The organism is Massilia sp. IC2-278 (genome assembly GCF_020708045.1).
In the GTDB taxonomy this organism is placed as follows: domain Bacteria; phylum Pseudomonadota; class Gammaproteobacteria; order Burkholderiales; family Burkholderiaceae_D; genus Telluria.
In genome coordinates this window covers 1-14,891 of record NZ_JAJFES010000016.1, presented here as the reverse complement: position 1 = coordinate 14,891, position 14,891 = coordinate 1, and the positions used below count along the sequence as shown (strand labels likewise).

General features: G+C 69.3%; 10 protein-coding genes and 1 other RNA gene. 7 read left to right on the top strand and 4 right to left on the bottom strand.

The genetic code is table 11. The features are described 5' to 3' along the window. Positions 1-110: 110 nt before the first annotated feature. The 6 genes from ffs (at position 111) to LK540_RS21355 (ending at position 5,910) form a co-directional block, all read left to right on the top strand. Positions 111-209, top strand: an RNA gene (gene ffs, locus LK540_RS21380) — signal recognition particle sRNA small type. Positions 210-407: 198 nt separating this feature from the next. After that, a complete protein-coding gene (locus tag LK540_RS21375; RefSeq protein ID WP_229439346.1) occupies positions 408-2,699 on the top strand; it encodes a DNA polymerase III subunit gamma/tau in 2,292 nt (763 codons plus the stop codon). Positions 2,700-2,744: 45 nt separating this feature from the next. Then, on the top strand, positions 2,745-3,074 hold the full coding sequence (locus LK540_RS21370) for a YbaB/EbfC family nucleoid-associated protein (RefSeq protein WP_229439345.1): 330 nt from the start codon (positions 2,745-2,747) through the stop codon (positions 3,072-3,074). A 22-nt stretch (positions 3,075-3,096) separates the two neighbouring features. Further along, positions 3,097-3,687 carry a recombination mediator RecR gene (gene recR / locus LK540_RS21365; RefSeq protein ID WP_229439344.1) on the top strand — a complete coding sequence of 197 codons (591 nt, stop codon included), beginning with the start codon at positions 3,097-3,099 and terminating at the stop codon, positions 3,685-3,687. Positions 3,688-3,794: 107 nt separating this feature from the next. Next, positions 3,795-4,931 (top strand): glycosyltransferase family 1 protein, encoded by a 1,137-nt coding sequence (locus LK540_RS21360; protein WP_229439343.1) that lies wholly within the window; start codon positions 3,795-3,797, stop codon positions 4,929-4,931. 4 nt (positions 4,932-4,935) lie between these two features. After that, on the top strand, positions 4,936-5,910 hold the full coding sequence (locus LK540_RS21355) for a polysaccharide deacetylase family protein (protein ID WP_229439342.1): 975 nt from the start codon (positions 4,936-4,938) through the stop codon (positions 5,908-5,910). Here the strand turns inward: LK540_RS21355 and LK540_RS21350 are convergent. Continuing rightward, positions 5,847-6,122, bottom strand: coding sequence for a hypothetical protein (locus LK540_RS21350; RefSeq protein WP_229439341.1), 276 nt, complete (start codon positions 6,120-6,122; stop codon positions 5,847-5,849). The genes LK540_RS21355 and LK540_RS21350 overlap by 64 nt on opposite strands. Before the next feature lie 210 nt (positions 6,123-6,332). Between LK540_RS21350 and LK540_RS21345 the strand changes: the two genes are divergently transcribed. Further along, positions 6,333-8,741, top strand: a complete 2,409-nt coding sequence (locus LK540_RS21345; protein WP_229439340.1) for a penicillin acylase family protein — start codon at positions 6,333-6,335, stop codon at positions 8,739-8,741. A 17-nt stretch (positions 8,742-8,758) separates the two neighbouring features. Here LK540_RS21345 and LK540_RS21340 read toward each other — a convergent pair whose 3' ends face one another. The 3 genes from LK540_RS21340 to LK540_RS21330 all read right to left on the bottom strand — a co-directional run bounded on the left by LK540_RS21340 (position 8,759) and on the right by LK540_RS21330 (position 14,770). After that, positions 8,759-9,481: a hypothetical protein gene (locus tag LK540_RS21340; RefSeq protein ID WP_229439339.1), complete on the bottom strand. Its 723-nt coding sequence runs from the start codon at positions 9,479-9,481 to the stop codon at positions 8,759-8,761. Positions 9,482-9,687: 206 nt separating this feature from the next. After that, complete coding sequence (locus LK540_RS21335; protein ID WP_229439338.1) at positions 9,688-11,871, bottom strand: bifunctional diguanylate cyclase/phosphodiesterase; 2,184 nt, start codon at positions 11,869-11,871, stop codon at positions 9,688-9,690. A gap of 1 nt (position 11,872) precedes the next feature. Continuing rightward, entirely contained in the window at positions 11,873-14,770 is a 2,898-nt protein-coding gene (locus LK540_RS21330; protein WP_229439337.1) for a response regulator, read from the bottom strand. Positions 14,771-14,891 lie beyond the last annotated feature (121 nt).

Sequence of the window (14,891 nt, the reverse complement as noted above, 5' to 3'; positions counted from 1 at the left end):
CACGGAGTGCCCACCGTACGAGCGTGAGCCGGTCCGTCGCATACGCATGTCATTTCCTGGGCAATAAAAACGATGCCACAACGCGGGCGCCGTCGGTTATAATGAGGGCTGGCGGGCCCCTGCGCATTGTGGCATGGTTTACCTGGTCAGGTCGGGAACGAAGCAGCCACAGCCGTTCACCGCAAGTGCCGCAGATCAGGCTCGCCTCCTTCGTTTTCCCTCCCTCCCTCCCGTAGTTCCCAGCATTAGCTTCCACCCTTGTTGTCTCCATCCGTTCGCGCCAGCCTGCTCGTTCGCTGAACAATTGTTCTATAGCTAAAACAATTGTTGTACTTCTGGCAGCCTGAACGCGCTTTACCTCAGCCGGTAATGTTCGCGGCAAGCCTCAACTGCGGTAAAATCGCGGCATGTCCTATCAAGTCCTCGCCCGCAAATACCGTCCCAAGAACTTCGAAACGCTGGTCGGCCAGGAGCACGTGGTGCGCGCGCTCACGCATGCGCTGCACACGGGCCGCCTGCACCATGCCTACCTGTTCACGGGTACCCGCGGCGTCGGCAAGACCACGCTGTCGCGTATTCTCGCCAAGTCGCTCAACTGCACCGGCCCCGACGGGCAGGGCGGGATCACGGCCAGCCCTTGCGGCGCGTGCGAAGCCTGCCGCGCCATCGACGCCGGCCGCTTTGTCGACTATATAGAGATGGACGCCGCCTCGAACCGCGGCGTCGACGAAATGGCCCAGCTGCTGGAACAGGCGGTCTACGCGCCGAGCAATGCGCGCTTCAAGGTCTACATGATCGACGAAGTGCACATGCTGACCAACCACGCGTTCAATTCGATGCTGAAAACGCTCGAGGAACCGCCCGAGCACGTCAAGTTCATCCTCGCCACCACCGACCCGCAGAAGATCCCGGTCACGGTGCTGTCGCGCTGCCTGCAGTTCAACCTGAAGCAGATGCCGCCGGGCCACATCGTCGGCCACCTCGAGAACATCCTGGGCCAGGAAGGCGTGAGCTTCGAGCAGCCGGCCCTGCGCCTGCTGGCGCAAGGCGCGCACGGCTCGATGCGCGACGCGCTGTCGCTGACCGACCAGGCGATCGCCTACGCCGCCGGTGCGGTGACGCTGGACGCGGTGCAGGGCATGCTCGGCGCCCTCGACCAATCCTACCTGGTGCGCCTGCTCGATGCGCTGGCGCTCGAGAACGGCGCCGACCTGCTGGCCGTGGCCGACGAGATGGCCAGCCGCAGCCTGTCGTACAACGGCGCCCTGCAGGACCTGGGCACGCTGCTGCACCGGATCGCGCTGGCGCAATCGGTGCCGGCCGCCGTGCCGCAGGACTTGCCGGAACTGGCCGACATCCTGCGCCTGGCCGAGGCCTTCGATCCGCAGGAAGTGCAGCTGTACTATCAGATTGCCGTACACGGCCGTAACGAGATCGGCCTGGCGCCGGACGAGTATGCGGGCTTCACCATGACCCTGCTGCGCATGCTGGCCTTCCGTCCGGGGCAGGGCGGGGCCGAGCGCCTGGCCGCGCCGGCCGCGTCGGCAGCCGCGCCGCGCATGGCGGCGCCGGCGGGGCGTGCTGCCGCCGCCGCTGCGGCTGCGCCGTCCGCCGGGATGCCTGGCGCGGCGGCGCGTCCGAACATGGCGCCGCCCGCCGCCGCACCGGCTACCTCGGCCGCACCGGCTGCCTCGGCTGCCCCGGCCGCTCCGGCAAACCCGGCCCCGGCCATGAATTCCGCCCGCGCCGCCATCAACGCCGCGCTGGAAGCGGCGCGCGCCGCCTCCGGCATCCGCACGCCGCCAAAACGTCCGGGCGCCGATGCCGCCCCGGCCACGCCGCAGGCCCCGACCGCACCGCAGGCCCCGGCGCCGACCGCGCCGCCTGGACGTCCGATCAATGTTGCCCCGGCAGGCATGCCGCCGGGCGCGCCGGCTGGCCGCATGGCGTCACCACCTGCGTCACCATCTGCGCCGCCGTTCGCGCCTTCCTCTGCGCCGTCTTCTGCGCCGCCGGGTCCATCGGCCGCCATGGCCGCGCCTGGCGCCCGTCCGAGCGCGGCATCGCCGCCCTGGGATAGCCCGCAGGCAGGCGCCCAGGCCCAGGCCGGCATACGCCAGCAGCCGCAGGCGCGCGCCGGCTACCAGGATGCGGGCGAGGACGACGGCCCGCCGTCCTGGGTCACCGAATTCTCCGACGATACCGCGGTCGCCTCCGAAGCGCCGGCCGTGGTGGCGCCGGCTCCGGCAGTGCGCGCACCGGCCGCGCCGCCGCATGCCTATGTCGTCACCCCGGTGCCGGCCATCGATTGGGACGGCAACTGGCCGGCCCTGGCCGCGGGCCTGGCGCTGCGCGGCGTGTCGCAGCAGCTGGCGCTGCAGACCGAACTGGTCAAGTGCCATGCCGACGCCGGCTCCGCCACCTTCTACCTGCGCGTGCCGGTCGACACCCTGCGCGCCAGCGGCAACAGCGAAAAACTGCAGGCGGCATTGCAGGAACGTTTCCCGTCCGTGCGCGTCAACCTGGAAACCGAACTCGGTCCGACCTGGTACACCGCCAGCGCCGAAGCCAAGGCCGCGCGCGAAGAGCGCCAGCGCCAGGCCGAAGCCGTGGTGGCCGGCGACGCCTTCGTGCAGGACATGGAGCGCACCTTCAATGCGTTCGTCGTGCCCGGCTCGGTCAAGCCGCCGCTGGCCTGACCTGAACTTTATTTCTCACCATCCGACTTATTGGAGAACCGCATCATGATGAAGAACCAGCTCGCAGGCTTGATGAAACAGGCGCAAGCCATGCAGGACAACATGAAGAAGGCGCAGGAGCAGCTGGCCCAGATCGAGGTCGAGGGCCAGTCCGGCGCCGGCCTGGTGAAGGTCACCATGACCTGCAAGAACGACGTCAAGCGCGTCCAGATCGACCCGTCGCTGCTGGCCGACGACAAGGACATGCTGGAAGACCTGGTTGCCGCCGCCTTCAACGACGCCGTGCGCAAGGCCGAAGCCACCGCCGCCGAAAAGATGAGCGGCCTGACCGCCGGCATGCCTGGCCTGCCGCCCGGCTTCAAGATGCCTTTCTGAGAGCGAAAGCGCTAGCGCCCGCATGTCCAAGTCGCTCGACTTCCTGACCGAGGCGCTGCGCCGCCTGCCCGGCATCGGGCCGAAATCGGCCCAGCGCATGGCCTTCCACCTGCTGCAGCACGACCGCGAGGGCGCCGCCATGCTGTCGCGCGCGCTCTACCAGGCCGTCGACACGGTGCACCACTGCGCCATGTGCAATACCTTCGCCGACACCGAGATCTGCGAGATGTGTGCCGACCCGGAGCGCGACCACACGCTGCTGTGCGTGGTCGAGACCCCGGCCGACCAGATGATGATCGAGCAGACCCTGACCTGGAAGGGCCTGTACTTCGTGCTGATGGGAAGGCTGTCGCCGCTGGACGGCATCGGTCCGAAAGACCTGCACCTGGAAAAGCTTGTCGGCCGCGCGGCCGACGGCGTGGTGGGGGAGGTGGTGCTTGCCACCAACTTCACCAACGAGGGCGAAGCCACCGCCCATTACATCAGCGAGATGCTCAAGGCGCGCGGGCTGAAGGTCAGCCGCCTGGCGCGTGGCGTGCCCGTGGGCGGCGAACTCGAGTATGTGGACGCCGGCACCATCGCGCGCGCCATGCTGGACCGCCGTACCGCATAATCGGTCTCATCCAGTAGCCCCGCAGCGGTGCTCGTCCCGTTTGCGTGCGCGCAATCGATGTCGACACTCCGCTGCTATCGTGGGCTCACTTTATGCGGACCGCGTTTATGCACCTTGTCGACATCACGATGTTCTACGCCGCCGAAGGCAACGGCGTGAGCACCTACCTGAATGCCAAGGCGCGCTGGCTGGCGCGCCAGAGCCGTTTTCGCCACACCATCCTCAGTCCGAACGTCGACAGCGGCGGCGCCGCCCCGGCCCTGGTGCGCGTGCCGGCCATGGCGCTGCCCGGCATCAACGGCTTTCGCATGCCGACCTCGGTGCGCGCCCCGATGCGCCTGCTGCACCAGGCCCGGCCCGACCTGATCGAGGTCGGCGACGCCGGCCACAGCGCCTGGGCCGCCCTGCGCCTGCGCCGCCGCCTCGGCGTGCCGGCCATCGCCTTTTACCATTCCGACCTGCCGCGCTTGGTGCGTCCGCGCTTTGGCCAGGCCGCCGAGGGTGTCGCCTGCAAATACCTGGCCCACCTGTACCGCCAGTTCGACCTGGTGCTGGCGCCCAGCCGCGTGATGGTCGAGCAATTGCAGGACATCGGCGTGCCCGGCGCGCGCCACCAGCCGCTCGGCATCGACAGCGCCGTGTTCCACCCGGCGCGCCGGGTCGAAACCCTGCGCGACCACCTGCATTTGCCGGAGAATGCGCGCCTGCTGGTGTATGCCGGGCGCTTCACGCTGGAAAAGAAATTGCCCCTGCTGATAGAGGCGGTGCGCAAGCTGGGGCGGCCCTATCACCTGGTGCTGATCGGCGGCGGCGCCGACCTGCCGCGCTATCCGCAAATCACCTATATTCCGTTCAAGCGCAACCAGCGCCAGCTGGCGCGGCTGCTGGCCAGCTGCGACGTGCTGGTCCATCCGGGCGATTGCGAAACCTTCGGCCTGATCGTGCTCGAAGCCATGGCCTGCGGCTTGCCGGTGGTGGCCACCACCGGCGGCGGGGTGGCGGAACTGGTCGACGAACGCACCGGCGTGCTGGCGGCGCCGAACAGCGTCGACAGCCTGGCCGCCGCCATCGAGGCCATCTATGCGCGCGACCTGGCGCAGCTGGGCGCCAACGCGCGCCGCAAGGCGGCCGAATACTATGACTGGGACCAGATCCTGCCCCAGGTGATGCGGCGCTACCAGGCCGTGCTCGGGCAACGCGAACGCGGCGAGCCGGATGCCGGGCAAATCTGTGTGTCGGACTGACGCGGTGGCCAGGCCTTCACCGTCCCGAACCCAGGCGCAGGCCGAGGTGCAGGCCGAGATGCAAGTCCAGCGCCAGGCCGCCGTGTCGCCGCCGCCCTTGCTGTGCGTCTCGATCCACGACGTCGCTCCCGCCACCTGGGACGATTGCGCACGCCTGGCCGCCGCCCTGCGCGAAGTGGCCGACATTCCTTTGAGCTGGCTGGTGGTGCCGCGTTATCACGACCGTCCCGGCGACGATGCGGCCATGCGCGCCGGGCTCGATGCGGCGCTGGCGCGTGGCGACGAACTGGTGCTGCACGGCCTGACCCACCTGGATACCGAAGCGCGGGCCACTAGCCTGCGCCAGCGTTTCTTGCGCGGGGTGTATACCCAGCGCGAAGGCGAGTTCGCCGCCTTGTCCGCCGCCGAGGCGCGGCGCCGGCTCGCACTGGGACTCGATTGGTTCCGCGAACGCGGCTGGACGGCAAGCGGCTTCGTGCCGCCGGCCTGGCTGATGGGAGAGGGGGCCTGGGAAGCCCTGAACGATTTTCCGTTCGCCTACACGACGACCTTCACGCACTTCCACCTGCTGGGCGGCAAGGGAGACGCCGCAGCGGCCGCGATAGCCGAAACAGGCAGTGCCAACGAACGCACTAGCGCCGGTGCAGGGCCGGCCGCGCGGCTGTCACAGACGCCCTTCGGCCCGGCGCTGTTCGCGCCGTCGCTGGTGTATGCGGCCCGCAACCGCAGCGGACGCTTCCTGTCGCCGCTGGCGGCCGGGCTGGCCGCGCGCTGGCAGGCCGGCGCGCCGCTGGTGCGCCTGAGCTTGCATCCGCCGGACGTGCGCCATCCGCGCCTGCTCGCGCATGCCAGGCGCCTGGTCGAACAAATGGTGGCTACCCGCCATGCGGTAACCAAGGCCGGCTGCGCCGATGTTTACCAGCCGCGGCCCCAGAACCCGCCGCGCCAGCCCGGGCCCCAGCCGCCATACGGCCCGTAGTTGCCGGCGCGCTGGACTTCGTCGCGCGTGCTCAGGCTGAGAATGCAGTTACGCCATTGATCCGACTGCTGGGCATAGCCGAGGCGGTCGCAGGCTGGCCCGTAAACCTGCATGAGTTCGGCCATTTCGGCCTGTTTGCGTGCGGCCTTTTCTTGCGGGGTAGCGCAGGCGCTCAGCGCCAGCACTGCGGATAGTGCGATGAGGGTACGCATGATTAACTCCTCGTTGTTGGTTTGTCCCGAATCCAGACCTGTTTCGAGCTTAGCGCAATCGCATCCCGATTGCTCGATCACGGCCAATCGCGCTCGCCCACGAGCCTGCTTATCGCTGGGTACTCTTATATAAGCCCATGTAAGCCTTTCTCAAGGATGGTTTTTCTGGCAAGATGCGGAGTTTAACAGATGGCAACAATAGGGGAGCGCATGGCCAAGCGACGCTGGACAGTCTGGACCGGGTGGATCGCTGCCTGCCTGCTCATGCTCCTGCTGCTCGGCGCCCTCGGCGCCTGGCTGTTCCTGCGCGCCAGCCTGGCCCAGCTCGACGGCGCACGCACCGCACCCGGCCTGCGGGCAGCGGTCAGCATCGAGCGCGACGACATGGGCGTGCCCCTGATCCGAGGCCGTGACCGGCTCGATCTGGCCTATGCCACCGGTTTCGTGCATGCCCAGGAGCGCTACTTCCAGATGGACCTGCTGCGCCGCACCGCTGCCGGCGAACTGGCCGAACTGTTTGGCCCACGCGCGCTGCCGCTCGACCGCGCGCGCCGCCTGCACCGCTTCCGCGCCCGCGCCCAGCAGTCGCTGGCCCTGCTGGCGCCGCAGGAGCGCGCCTTTGTCGACCGCTACGTGGCCGGCGTCAACGACGGCCTGGGCGCCCTGAAGGCGCGTCCCTTCGAATACCTGCTGGCAGGCGCCGCGCCGCAAGCCTGGCGCGCCGAGGATTCGCTGCTCGCCGTGTGGGCCATGTACATCGACCTGCAGGGCAGCCAGGAAGGACGCGAACTGGCGCGCGGCTGGCTGCGCGAGCACAGCGACGCGTCCCAGTTGGCCTTCCTGCTGCCGGAGGCCTCGCGCTGGGATGCCCCGCTCGACGGCGCCCTGCACGCCGCGCCGCCTGAAGCGCCGCTGCCGCCGGCGCCTCCGGCGTGGTGGGGACGCAGGCCGCAGGCGCCGGCGCAGCTGGCGCTGGCCTCGAACGCCTTTGTCGACGCGGTCGGCAGCAACAACTACGCGATTGCCGGCAGCCGCAGCAGCAGCGGCGCGGCGATCGTCGCCGACGACATGCACCTGGGCCTGCAGCTGCCGAACATCTGGTACCGGCTGGCGTTGCTGTACCAGGACGAGCAGGGCGTGCAGCGGCGCCTGGCCGGCGTCACCCTGCCGGGCGCGCCGCCCCTGGTCATCGCCGGCAGCAACGGCCACGTGGCCTGGGGCTTCACCAACAGCTATGCCGACACCGTCGACCTGGTCGAAGTCGGCGTCGACGCCGCGCGCCCGCATGAAGTGCGCACGCCGGCGGGCTGGGAGCGCGTGATCGAACGGGTCGAGACCATCGCCGTGAAAGGCGCGTCGGGCGAGCGCCTGGCGGTGCGCGAAACCTCGCTCGGACCGCTGCGCGCGGCGGGCGGCAGGCAGTACGCGGTGCACTGGGTGGCGCACCAGCCGCAGGCGGTCAACCTGAACCACCTGAAGCTGGAAACGGCGGAGACGCTAGACGCGGCGCTGGCCATCGCCAACACCGACGGCATCCCGGCCCAGAACTTCGTCGGCGGCGACCGCGCCGGCAACATCGGCTGGACCATCGCCGGCATGCTGCCGCGCCGCGCGCATCCGGGCGCGGAACACAGCTTCCCGCTGGCCGCCGGCGCCGCTGCCCCGGGCTGGCAGGGCCTGCTGGCGCCGCAGGATTATCCGCGCGTGGTCAATCCCCTCGACGGCCAGATCACCACCGCCAACAGCCGCCAGTTGGCGGGGCCGGGCGCCGCGCTGCTGGGCGACGGCGGCTTCGACCTCGGCCAGCGCAATGCCCAGCTGGCCGACCGCGTGCACCGCCTCGGCCCGCGCACCGACGTCGCGCATGCCTTCCAGGCCGCGCTCGACGACCGCGCGCGCTTCATCGCCCTGTGGCGCGAGCGCGTCCTGGCCGTGCTGGACCCGGCCGCCACCGCCGGCCAGCCGCGCCGCGCCGAGTTCCGGCGCCTGCTGGAAACCAGCTGGAACGGCCGCGCCGACGTCGATTCGGTCGGCTACCGATTGGCGCGCAACACCATGTGGGCGCTGCACGACATCCTGTTCGCCGGCGTCAACGAAGAATTGGCGCGGCTCGACCCGAAGGCGAGCATGGGCAGCGCCAATCCGCGCTGGCCGGCCGTGCTGGTGCGCCTGCTCGACACCCAGCCGGCCGGCTGGCTGCCGCCGGGCCAGAAAACCTGGCGCGACCTGCAGCTGGCTGCGGTCGACCGCGTCATCGCGGACTTCGACAAGGAAGGCATGGCGCTGGCGCAGGCCACCTGGGGCCAGCGCAACACGGCCACGATCACGCACCCGATCGCGCTGGCCGTCCCGAGCCTGGCCGGCTGGCTCGGCATGCCGCCCGACCAGCTGCCGGGCGACGCCCACATGCCGCGCGTGGCCGGGCCGAAGTTCGGCCAGTCCGAGCGCATGACGGTGTCGCCGGGGCGCGAGGAAGAAGGGCTGTACAACATGCCGGGCGGGCAGAGCGGGCATCCGCTGTCGCCCTGGTTCCGGCGCGGGCACGCGGAGTGGGTGAAGGGCACGCCGCTGCCGCTGCTGCCGGGCGTGGCGCGGCATACGCTGGTCTTGCAGCCCTAAGGTGTGCTGCCGGTGCGTCAGCAACCGTAACGCATCGGATCCCAGAAATAAAACCTTGCCGCCGGCCGCCAGGGCTGGCCGGCCGCCAGTTGGCTCGACAGGAACAGCTGCATCTCGAGGTAGTCGCTGCGGTCCTGTGGCCGTACCACCAGGTCCGGCTTGCCGTCGCCATCGAGGTCGCCGATCCAGACCACGAAGTCCTCGATCGGCAGCGGCATGCCCAGTTCTGGCGCGTTCGTCGTCACCACCGCCAGTGTGCGCTTGACGTCGCCGAGCCGGTATTCCCAGGCGACGCGCAGCACGTCCGGGCACTGCGCCACCGGTTCGCATTCCGGGTCTTTCGCAGCCGAAAAGGCGCCGGTCATGGACAGCGGCATGCCGTCGATATCGAAGCTGCGCGTCTGGCTCGCGGTCCACGGGCGGTCGGGGCCGCGCTCGTCGTCGGGGAAGCGGAAACGCTTGTTGACGTACCAGGTGCGTACCGGGCCCTTCTTCAGGCCGGGGATGCCGCGCACCAGGAACAGCGAGCGTCCGGCGCTCTTGAGCAGCAGGCCCGGGGCCGGGCCGTCGGTGGTGTCGATGGTCTGGCGCAGCACGCGCAGCTGGTCCTCGACCAGTTCGCAGTCCGGCGCGCAGCGCAGGCCGAGATAGGCGCCGGCCGGATAGTCGGCCACGGGATCAATGTTCTCGTAGTGATTGGTATAGGCGTGGCCGGCCGGGGTGCCGTGGACCAGGTGCACCGCGCTTCCGTTTGTGTTTTCGGCTGCGGCCCCGCTGGCGCCGGCGCAGGCGGCAAGACCAAGGAGTGCGGCGCAAAGGGAGCGGATGGCAGGCATGGGCGGCGTGGGTAGTGGATGTCGTATTGACAGCATAGCCGATCCACCCTGCCGCCGGACAGAAAAAAACCTCGCCGTGGCGAGGGTCTGCGGCAGGCATGGGCGCCGGTTCAGCCCGAGGGCAGCACCAGGCGCACCGGGCCCAGCATGTGGGTGATGCTCTCGGCCGTCGACGGATGGCCCAGGAAGTAGCCCTGCACCACATCGCAGCCATACTCTTCGAGCAGTACCAGCTGTTCGTCGGTCTCCACGCCTTCGGCCACCACCGCCATCTTCAGGCCATGGGCCATGGCGATGATGGCGCGCGTGATCGCCGCGTTTTCCGAGTCCTGCGGCAGGCCGTTGATGAAGCTGCGGTCGATCTTCAGCGCACGCACGTCGAAGCGCTTCAGGTAGTTCATCGACGAGTAGCCGGTGCCGAAGTCGTCGATCGACAGGTAGACGCCGATGCGGCGCAGCTGCTCGAGCGTGGCCAGCGTGGCGAGGGCGTCGTCCATCAGCGTGCCCTCGGTGAGCTCGAGTTCCAGCAGCTTCGGATCGAGGCCGGTCTCATGCAGGGCCGAGAGCACGATCTGCGACAGGTTCTCGTCCTTGAACTGCTTGGCCGAGAGGTTCACCGCCATGCGCAGCGCGCGGCGGCCGTGGCGCTGCCAGGCGCGCGCCTGGTTGCAGGCGGTGCGCAATACCCACTCGCCGATCGGCACGATCAGGCCGGTCTCCTCGGCGAGCGGAATGAACTCGGTCGGCGAGATGATGCCGCGCTCCGGGTGGCGCCAGCGCACCAGCGCTTCCACGCCGACGACTTCCTGCGAACGCACGTCGAGCTGGGGCTGGTACAGCAAATACAGTTCGTCGTTCTGCAGCGCCTTGCGCAGCCCGACCTCGAGCTTCACGTGGCTCATGATCTGCATCGTCAGCGAAGAGCTGTACAGCTTGGCGTTGTTCTTGCCGCAGTTCTTTGCGTGGTACATGGCGGTGTCGGCGAATTTCAGCAGCGAGTTGCAGTCGTCGCCGTCTTCCGGGAACAGCGAGATGCCGATGCTGGCCGTCACAAAAATCTCGTTGCCGTCGATGAGGAAGGGGCGGCGCATCGCTTCCTTCACGCGGTGGGCCACGTTCAGCGCGTGCTCCACGCGCTCCAGGTCCGGGATCAGGATGGTGAATTCGTCGCCGCCCAGGCGCGCCAGGTTGCTGGCCGAGTCCTCGGTCGTCCCATCCAGCCCCGCATCGCCGCGCGATACCAGGTCGCTCGGGCGGATGGTTTCGCGCAGGCGCTCCGAGACGATCTTCAGCAGGTGGTCGCCGACGTTGTGGCCGAGCGTGTCGTTGATGCGTTTGAAGGCGTCCAGGTCCATGAACAGCACGGCGAACTTCTTGTTGCCGATCTTCGAGCGCTGCAGCTCGCGTTCCAGGTTTTCGAGGAAGGCCTGGCGGTTCGGGATGCCGGTCAGGCTGTCGCAGTAGGCCAGGCGCCGGATCTGCTCCTCGCTGCGCTTGCGCTCGCTGATGTCGCGGACCAGGCCCAGCACCTCGGAGGGGCTGGTGGCGACCAGACGCGCCTCGAAATGCTGGGCCGCGCCGAAGCGGATCAACTCGTATTCGACCGAGCGGATTTCCTGGGTGCGCAGCACCTCGCCGAGCTGATCGAGCATGCGCGCGGCGATCGGGCGCGGCAGCATGTCGCTGATGTGGCGGCCGATGCAGCGTTCGCTGGAGAAGGGGGCGTCGTGGCGGTCGGCGGCGCGCCCGGCGCGCTCGCCCGGCGTACGGCCCTGGCCACTCCTGTCGTGGCCGGGTTCATAATCCAGGTAAAAGCCGTCGCGGTTCATGCGGAAGAAAGTGTCCGGAATCGCCGCCAGCACCGCGCGGTTCTGGGCGTCGGCGATGCGCAGGCGCGCAATCGCATCGCTGGCGCGCAGCACGTACAGCACGCGGTGGCCGAGGATGGGCCAGTTGATCGGCTTCGAGACGAAGTCGGTGGCGCCGGCCTCGTAGGCGCTGGTGACGGCCTCGATGTCGTCGCCGCCGGTGACCATCACGATCGGCACCTGGGCGCCGCCGGACTCGTCGCGGCGGATCGCGCGGCAGGCGGCAAAGCCGTCCATCTGCGGCATCTCGACGTCCATCAGGATCAGGTCGGGCCGGCGCTCGTGCGCCAGCCGCACCGCCTGGGCGCCGTCGGCGGCCTCGATCGCATCCAGGCCGACCCCGGCCAGCATTTCCAGCATCAGCATGCGCATCACCGGATCGTCGTCGGCCACCAGCACGGCGCCGCGTTGGGAAGAACTTGGCATCTCAGGTTTCCTTCTCTAGCATGGCATTGAGCGAATGCCGGACCGCCTGGAAGGCGTGTTCCATGTCGGTGAGGAGCGCATCGGCGCCCTCGACGGTGTCGGCGCGGCCGAGCTGTTCGAGGTCCTTGCACAGGCCGGCCAGCGCCTCGGCGCCGACGTTCGCGCTGGCCGATTTCAGACTGTGGGCGATGCGCCTGACGGTATTGGCGTCGTGGCCGCCGACCGCCTGGCGCAGCGTACGCAGGTGTTGGGGCACGTCGCCGACGTAGGCGTTGATCACTTTCTGCACCAGAGCGTCGCCGCCGTCGCGGCTCAGCGCGCGGATTTTGTCGAGCGCCGCGCCGTTGATGGCCTCGCGCTGGATCGCTTCGCGCGCCTCCGGCGGCAGCGTCGGAGGCGCACCAGGGTGATGCGCGGCGTGGTGCACGCTGCCGGCCAGCGGCAGCGCGATCCAGCGCCCGATGACGGCGGCCAGCTGCTGCTGGGTGAAAGGCTTCGACAGGTAGTCGTCCATGCCGGCGGCAAGGCAGGCTTCGCGGTCGCCCTGCAGGGCGTTTGCGGTAATCGCGATAATGGGTAAGGTGCGGGGTAAAATGCGGGGTGAACTGTGGGCAGCGCCGGATTCGCGCTCGGCGCGGCGGATCGCGGCGGTGGCGGCAAAGCCGTCCATCACCGGCATCTGGCAATCCATCAGCACCGCCTCGACCCCGCCCTTGCGCACCGCCTGCAAGGCTTCCATGCCGTTCTGCGCCACCTGCGCCTGCAGGCCCAGGCTTTCCAGCATCGCCTTCGCGACCTCGACGTTCACCGGGTTGTCCTCGGCCAGCAGCACCCGGCGCACCGGCGTCACGCCGCCCGGCTGGGGCAGGGCCGGCGGCGGCATGAATTGCGGCGCCGGTGCGGTGGCGCCGCGCGGGCGCGTGGCCAGGCAGGCAAACAGGTCGGCGGCGCGCGCCGGCTGGATCAGCTGGTAGGCCACGCCCGCCTCGCGCCGCTGCACCGGGTCGGCCGCCAGGCGCTCGGGGCTGAGCAAGACCAGGCGCGTCGGCCGCGTGACCGGATTGGCCTTGATGGTGGCGGCCAGCAGCAGGCCGCTCGAATGCTGCAGTTCCATGTCGAGCACCGCCGCATCGAAAGGCTGGCCGGCGCGCGCGGCGCCATCGAGCTTGTCGAGCGCCTCGGCGGCGCAGGTGGCGCTGGCGCAGTCGGCCTGCCAGGCGGCCAGGTGGCGTTCGAGGCCGACGCGGCTGTCGTGCACCTCGTCGACCACCAGCACGCGCAGGCCGTCCAGGGTGTGGTGCTGTTCGCCCGGCGTGGCGACGCCCGGCGTGGCAGCGCGCGGCGTGGCGACGCCCGGCGCATCCGGATCGACGCGGCGCTTGTCGAAGCCGACCGTGAACCAGAACACCGATCCCTGCGGCTTGCCGTGCTCGACGCCGATGGCGCCGCCCATCAGCTCCACCAGCTCCTTCGAGATCGCCAGGCCCAGGCCCGTGCCGCCGTACTTGCGGGTGGTCGAATCGTCGGCCTGGGAAAAGGCCTCGAAGATGCGGCTCCTGGCGTCGCGCGAGATGCCGATGCCGGTGTCATGCACCTCGAAGCGCAGCATCACGGCCTGGCTGTCTTCGCCGGCCACGCGCACCCTGGCCTGGATGCGCCCCTGCTCGGTGAACTTGATGGCGTTGCCGAGCAAATTCGCCATGATCTGGCGCAGCCGGTTCGGGTCGCCGCAGATCGCCACCGGGATGTCGTTGGCGATGTCGAAGTCGAGCGCGATGCCCTTGACCTGGGCCTGGGGCGTGTAGACGGTGTGGATGTCTTCCAGCAGGTCCCAGAGGTTGAAGTTGATGTACTCGATGGTCAGCTTGCCGGCTTCGATTTTCGAGAAGTCGAGGATGTCGTTGATGATCACCAGCAGGTGCTCGCCCGAGCGCTTGACCAGGCGCGTGTAGTTGCGCTGGTTGTCGGTGAGCTCGGTCCCGAGCAGCATCTCGGCCATGCCGAGCACGCCGTTCATCGGGGTGCGGATCTCGTGGCTCATGGTGGCCAGGAAGGCGCTCTTCGCGCGGCTGGCCGCCTCGGCGGCGTTCTTGGCGCGCTCCAGCTGCTCGGTGCGCACCGAGACCTGGCGTTCGAGTTCGTCGCGGTGGTTGGTGAGCGCAGTGCCGCGGCCCTCGATCTGGGCCAGCATGGTGTTGAAGCTGTCGATCAGGGCGCCCAGTTCGTCGTTGCGGCCATTCGCCACGCGCAGGGTGTAGTTCTGGCTCTCGGACACCTGGCGCGCGGTCTGGATCAGTTTCGTCACCGGGTCGGCGATCGAGCGCGTGAAGCGGCGCGCCAGCACCAGCGACACCAGCAGCGACACGCAGGTCGCCGCGCCGATCACGCCCACGCTTTTCGCGATGTCCAGCCACATCGGCAGCAGGTCGGCCTCGATCACGATCACGCCGGCCTGGGCGCCTTCCTTGGTCACCGGGCGGTACAGGCGCATGCGCGGCGACCAGATGCGGCTGCCGCGCCCGCTGGCTTCGGCCAGGGCCGCCTCGTCAAAGGCGTCCAGCTGCGGCGCGGCGTTGGCGCTGGCGTGACGGGGCGACTGCCAGGACGCGAACAGCCGGCCCTTGCGGTCGTACAGGGCGGCGCCGGAGATTTCCTCCTTGGCCGCCAGGGCGGCGAGCAGGGTGCCGGCCAGGCTGCGGTCGTTGAAGACCAGGGCGTCGGCGCTGTTGGTGGTCACCACGCCGGCCAGGGACGAGAGCTGCATGCCCTCGTCCTTGCGCCCGTTCAGCACCGAGGCGACGGCAAAGGCGAGGAACACGCACACCAGCGCGCTGCCGGTCGACAGCAGCGACATCACGGTCAGTTTGCGGCTCAGGCTGGAACGCTGGAAATGGGGCATGGGGTCGGGTCCGGCATTGGGATGCGGACCCGCGCAAGGTGTCGCACGCAAGCCCTCCATGCAGAAATGCAAATTCCTGCAAGAAAAAATATACGTTGCCGGGGGAGGGCGGGCTTTGCGC

What these genes read in the sequence shown, in the direction of transcription:
- LK540_RS21350 (WP_229439341.1), bottom strand. Translation starts at nt 6,122, where the DNA reads ATGCGTACCCTCATCGCACTATCCGCAGTGCTGGCGCTGAGCGCCTGC.
- LK540_RS21375 (WP_229439346.1), top strand. Translation starts at nt 408, where the DNA reads ATGTCCTATCAAGTCCTCGCCCGCAAATACCGTCCCAAGAACTTCGAA.
- recR (WP_229439344.1), top strand. Translation starts at nt 3,097, where the DNA reads ATGTCCAAGTCGCTCGACTTCCTGACCGAGGCGCTGCGCCGCCTGCCC.
- LK540_RS21360 (WP_229439343.1), top strand. Translation starts at nt 3,795, where the DNA reads ATGCACCTTGTCGACATCACGATGTTCTACGCCGCCGAAGGCAACGGC.
- LK540_RS21345 (WP_229439340.1), top strand. Translation starts at nt 6,333, where the DNA reads ATGGCCAAGCGACGCTGGACAGTCTGGACCGGGTGGATCGCTGCCTGC.
- LK540_RS21335 (WP_229439338.1), bottom strand. Translation starts at nt 11,871, where the DNA reads ATGCCAAGTTCTTCCCAACGCGGCGCCGTGCTGGTGGCCGACGACGAT.
- LK540_RS21330 (WP_229439337.1), bottom strand. Translation starts at nt 14,770, where the DNA reads ATGCCCCATTTCCAGCGTTCCAGCCTGAGCCGCAAACTGACCGTGATG.
- LK540_RS21370 (WP_229439345.1), top strand. Translation starts at nt 2,745, where the DNA reads ATGATGAAGAACCAGCTCGCAGGCTTGATGAAACAGGCGCAAGCCATG.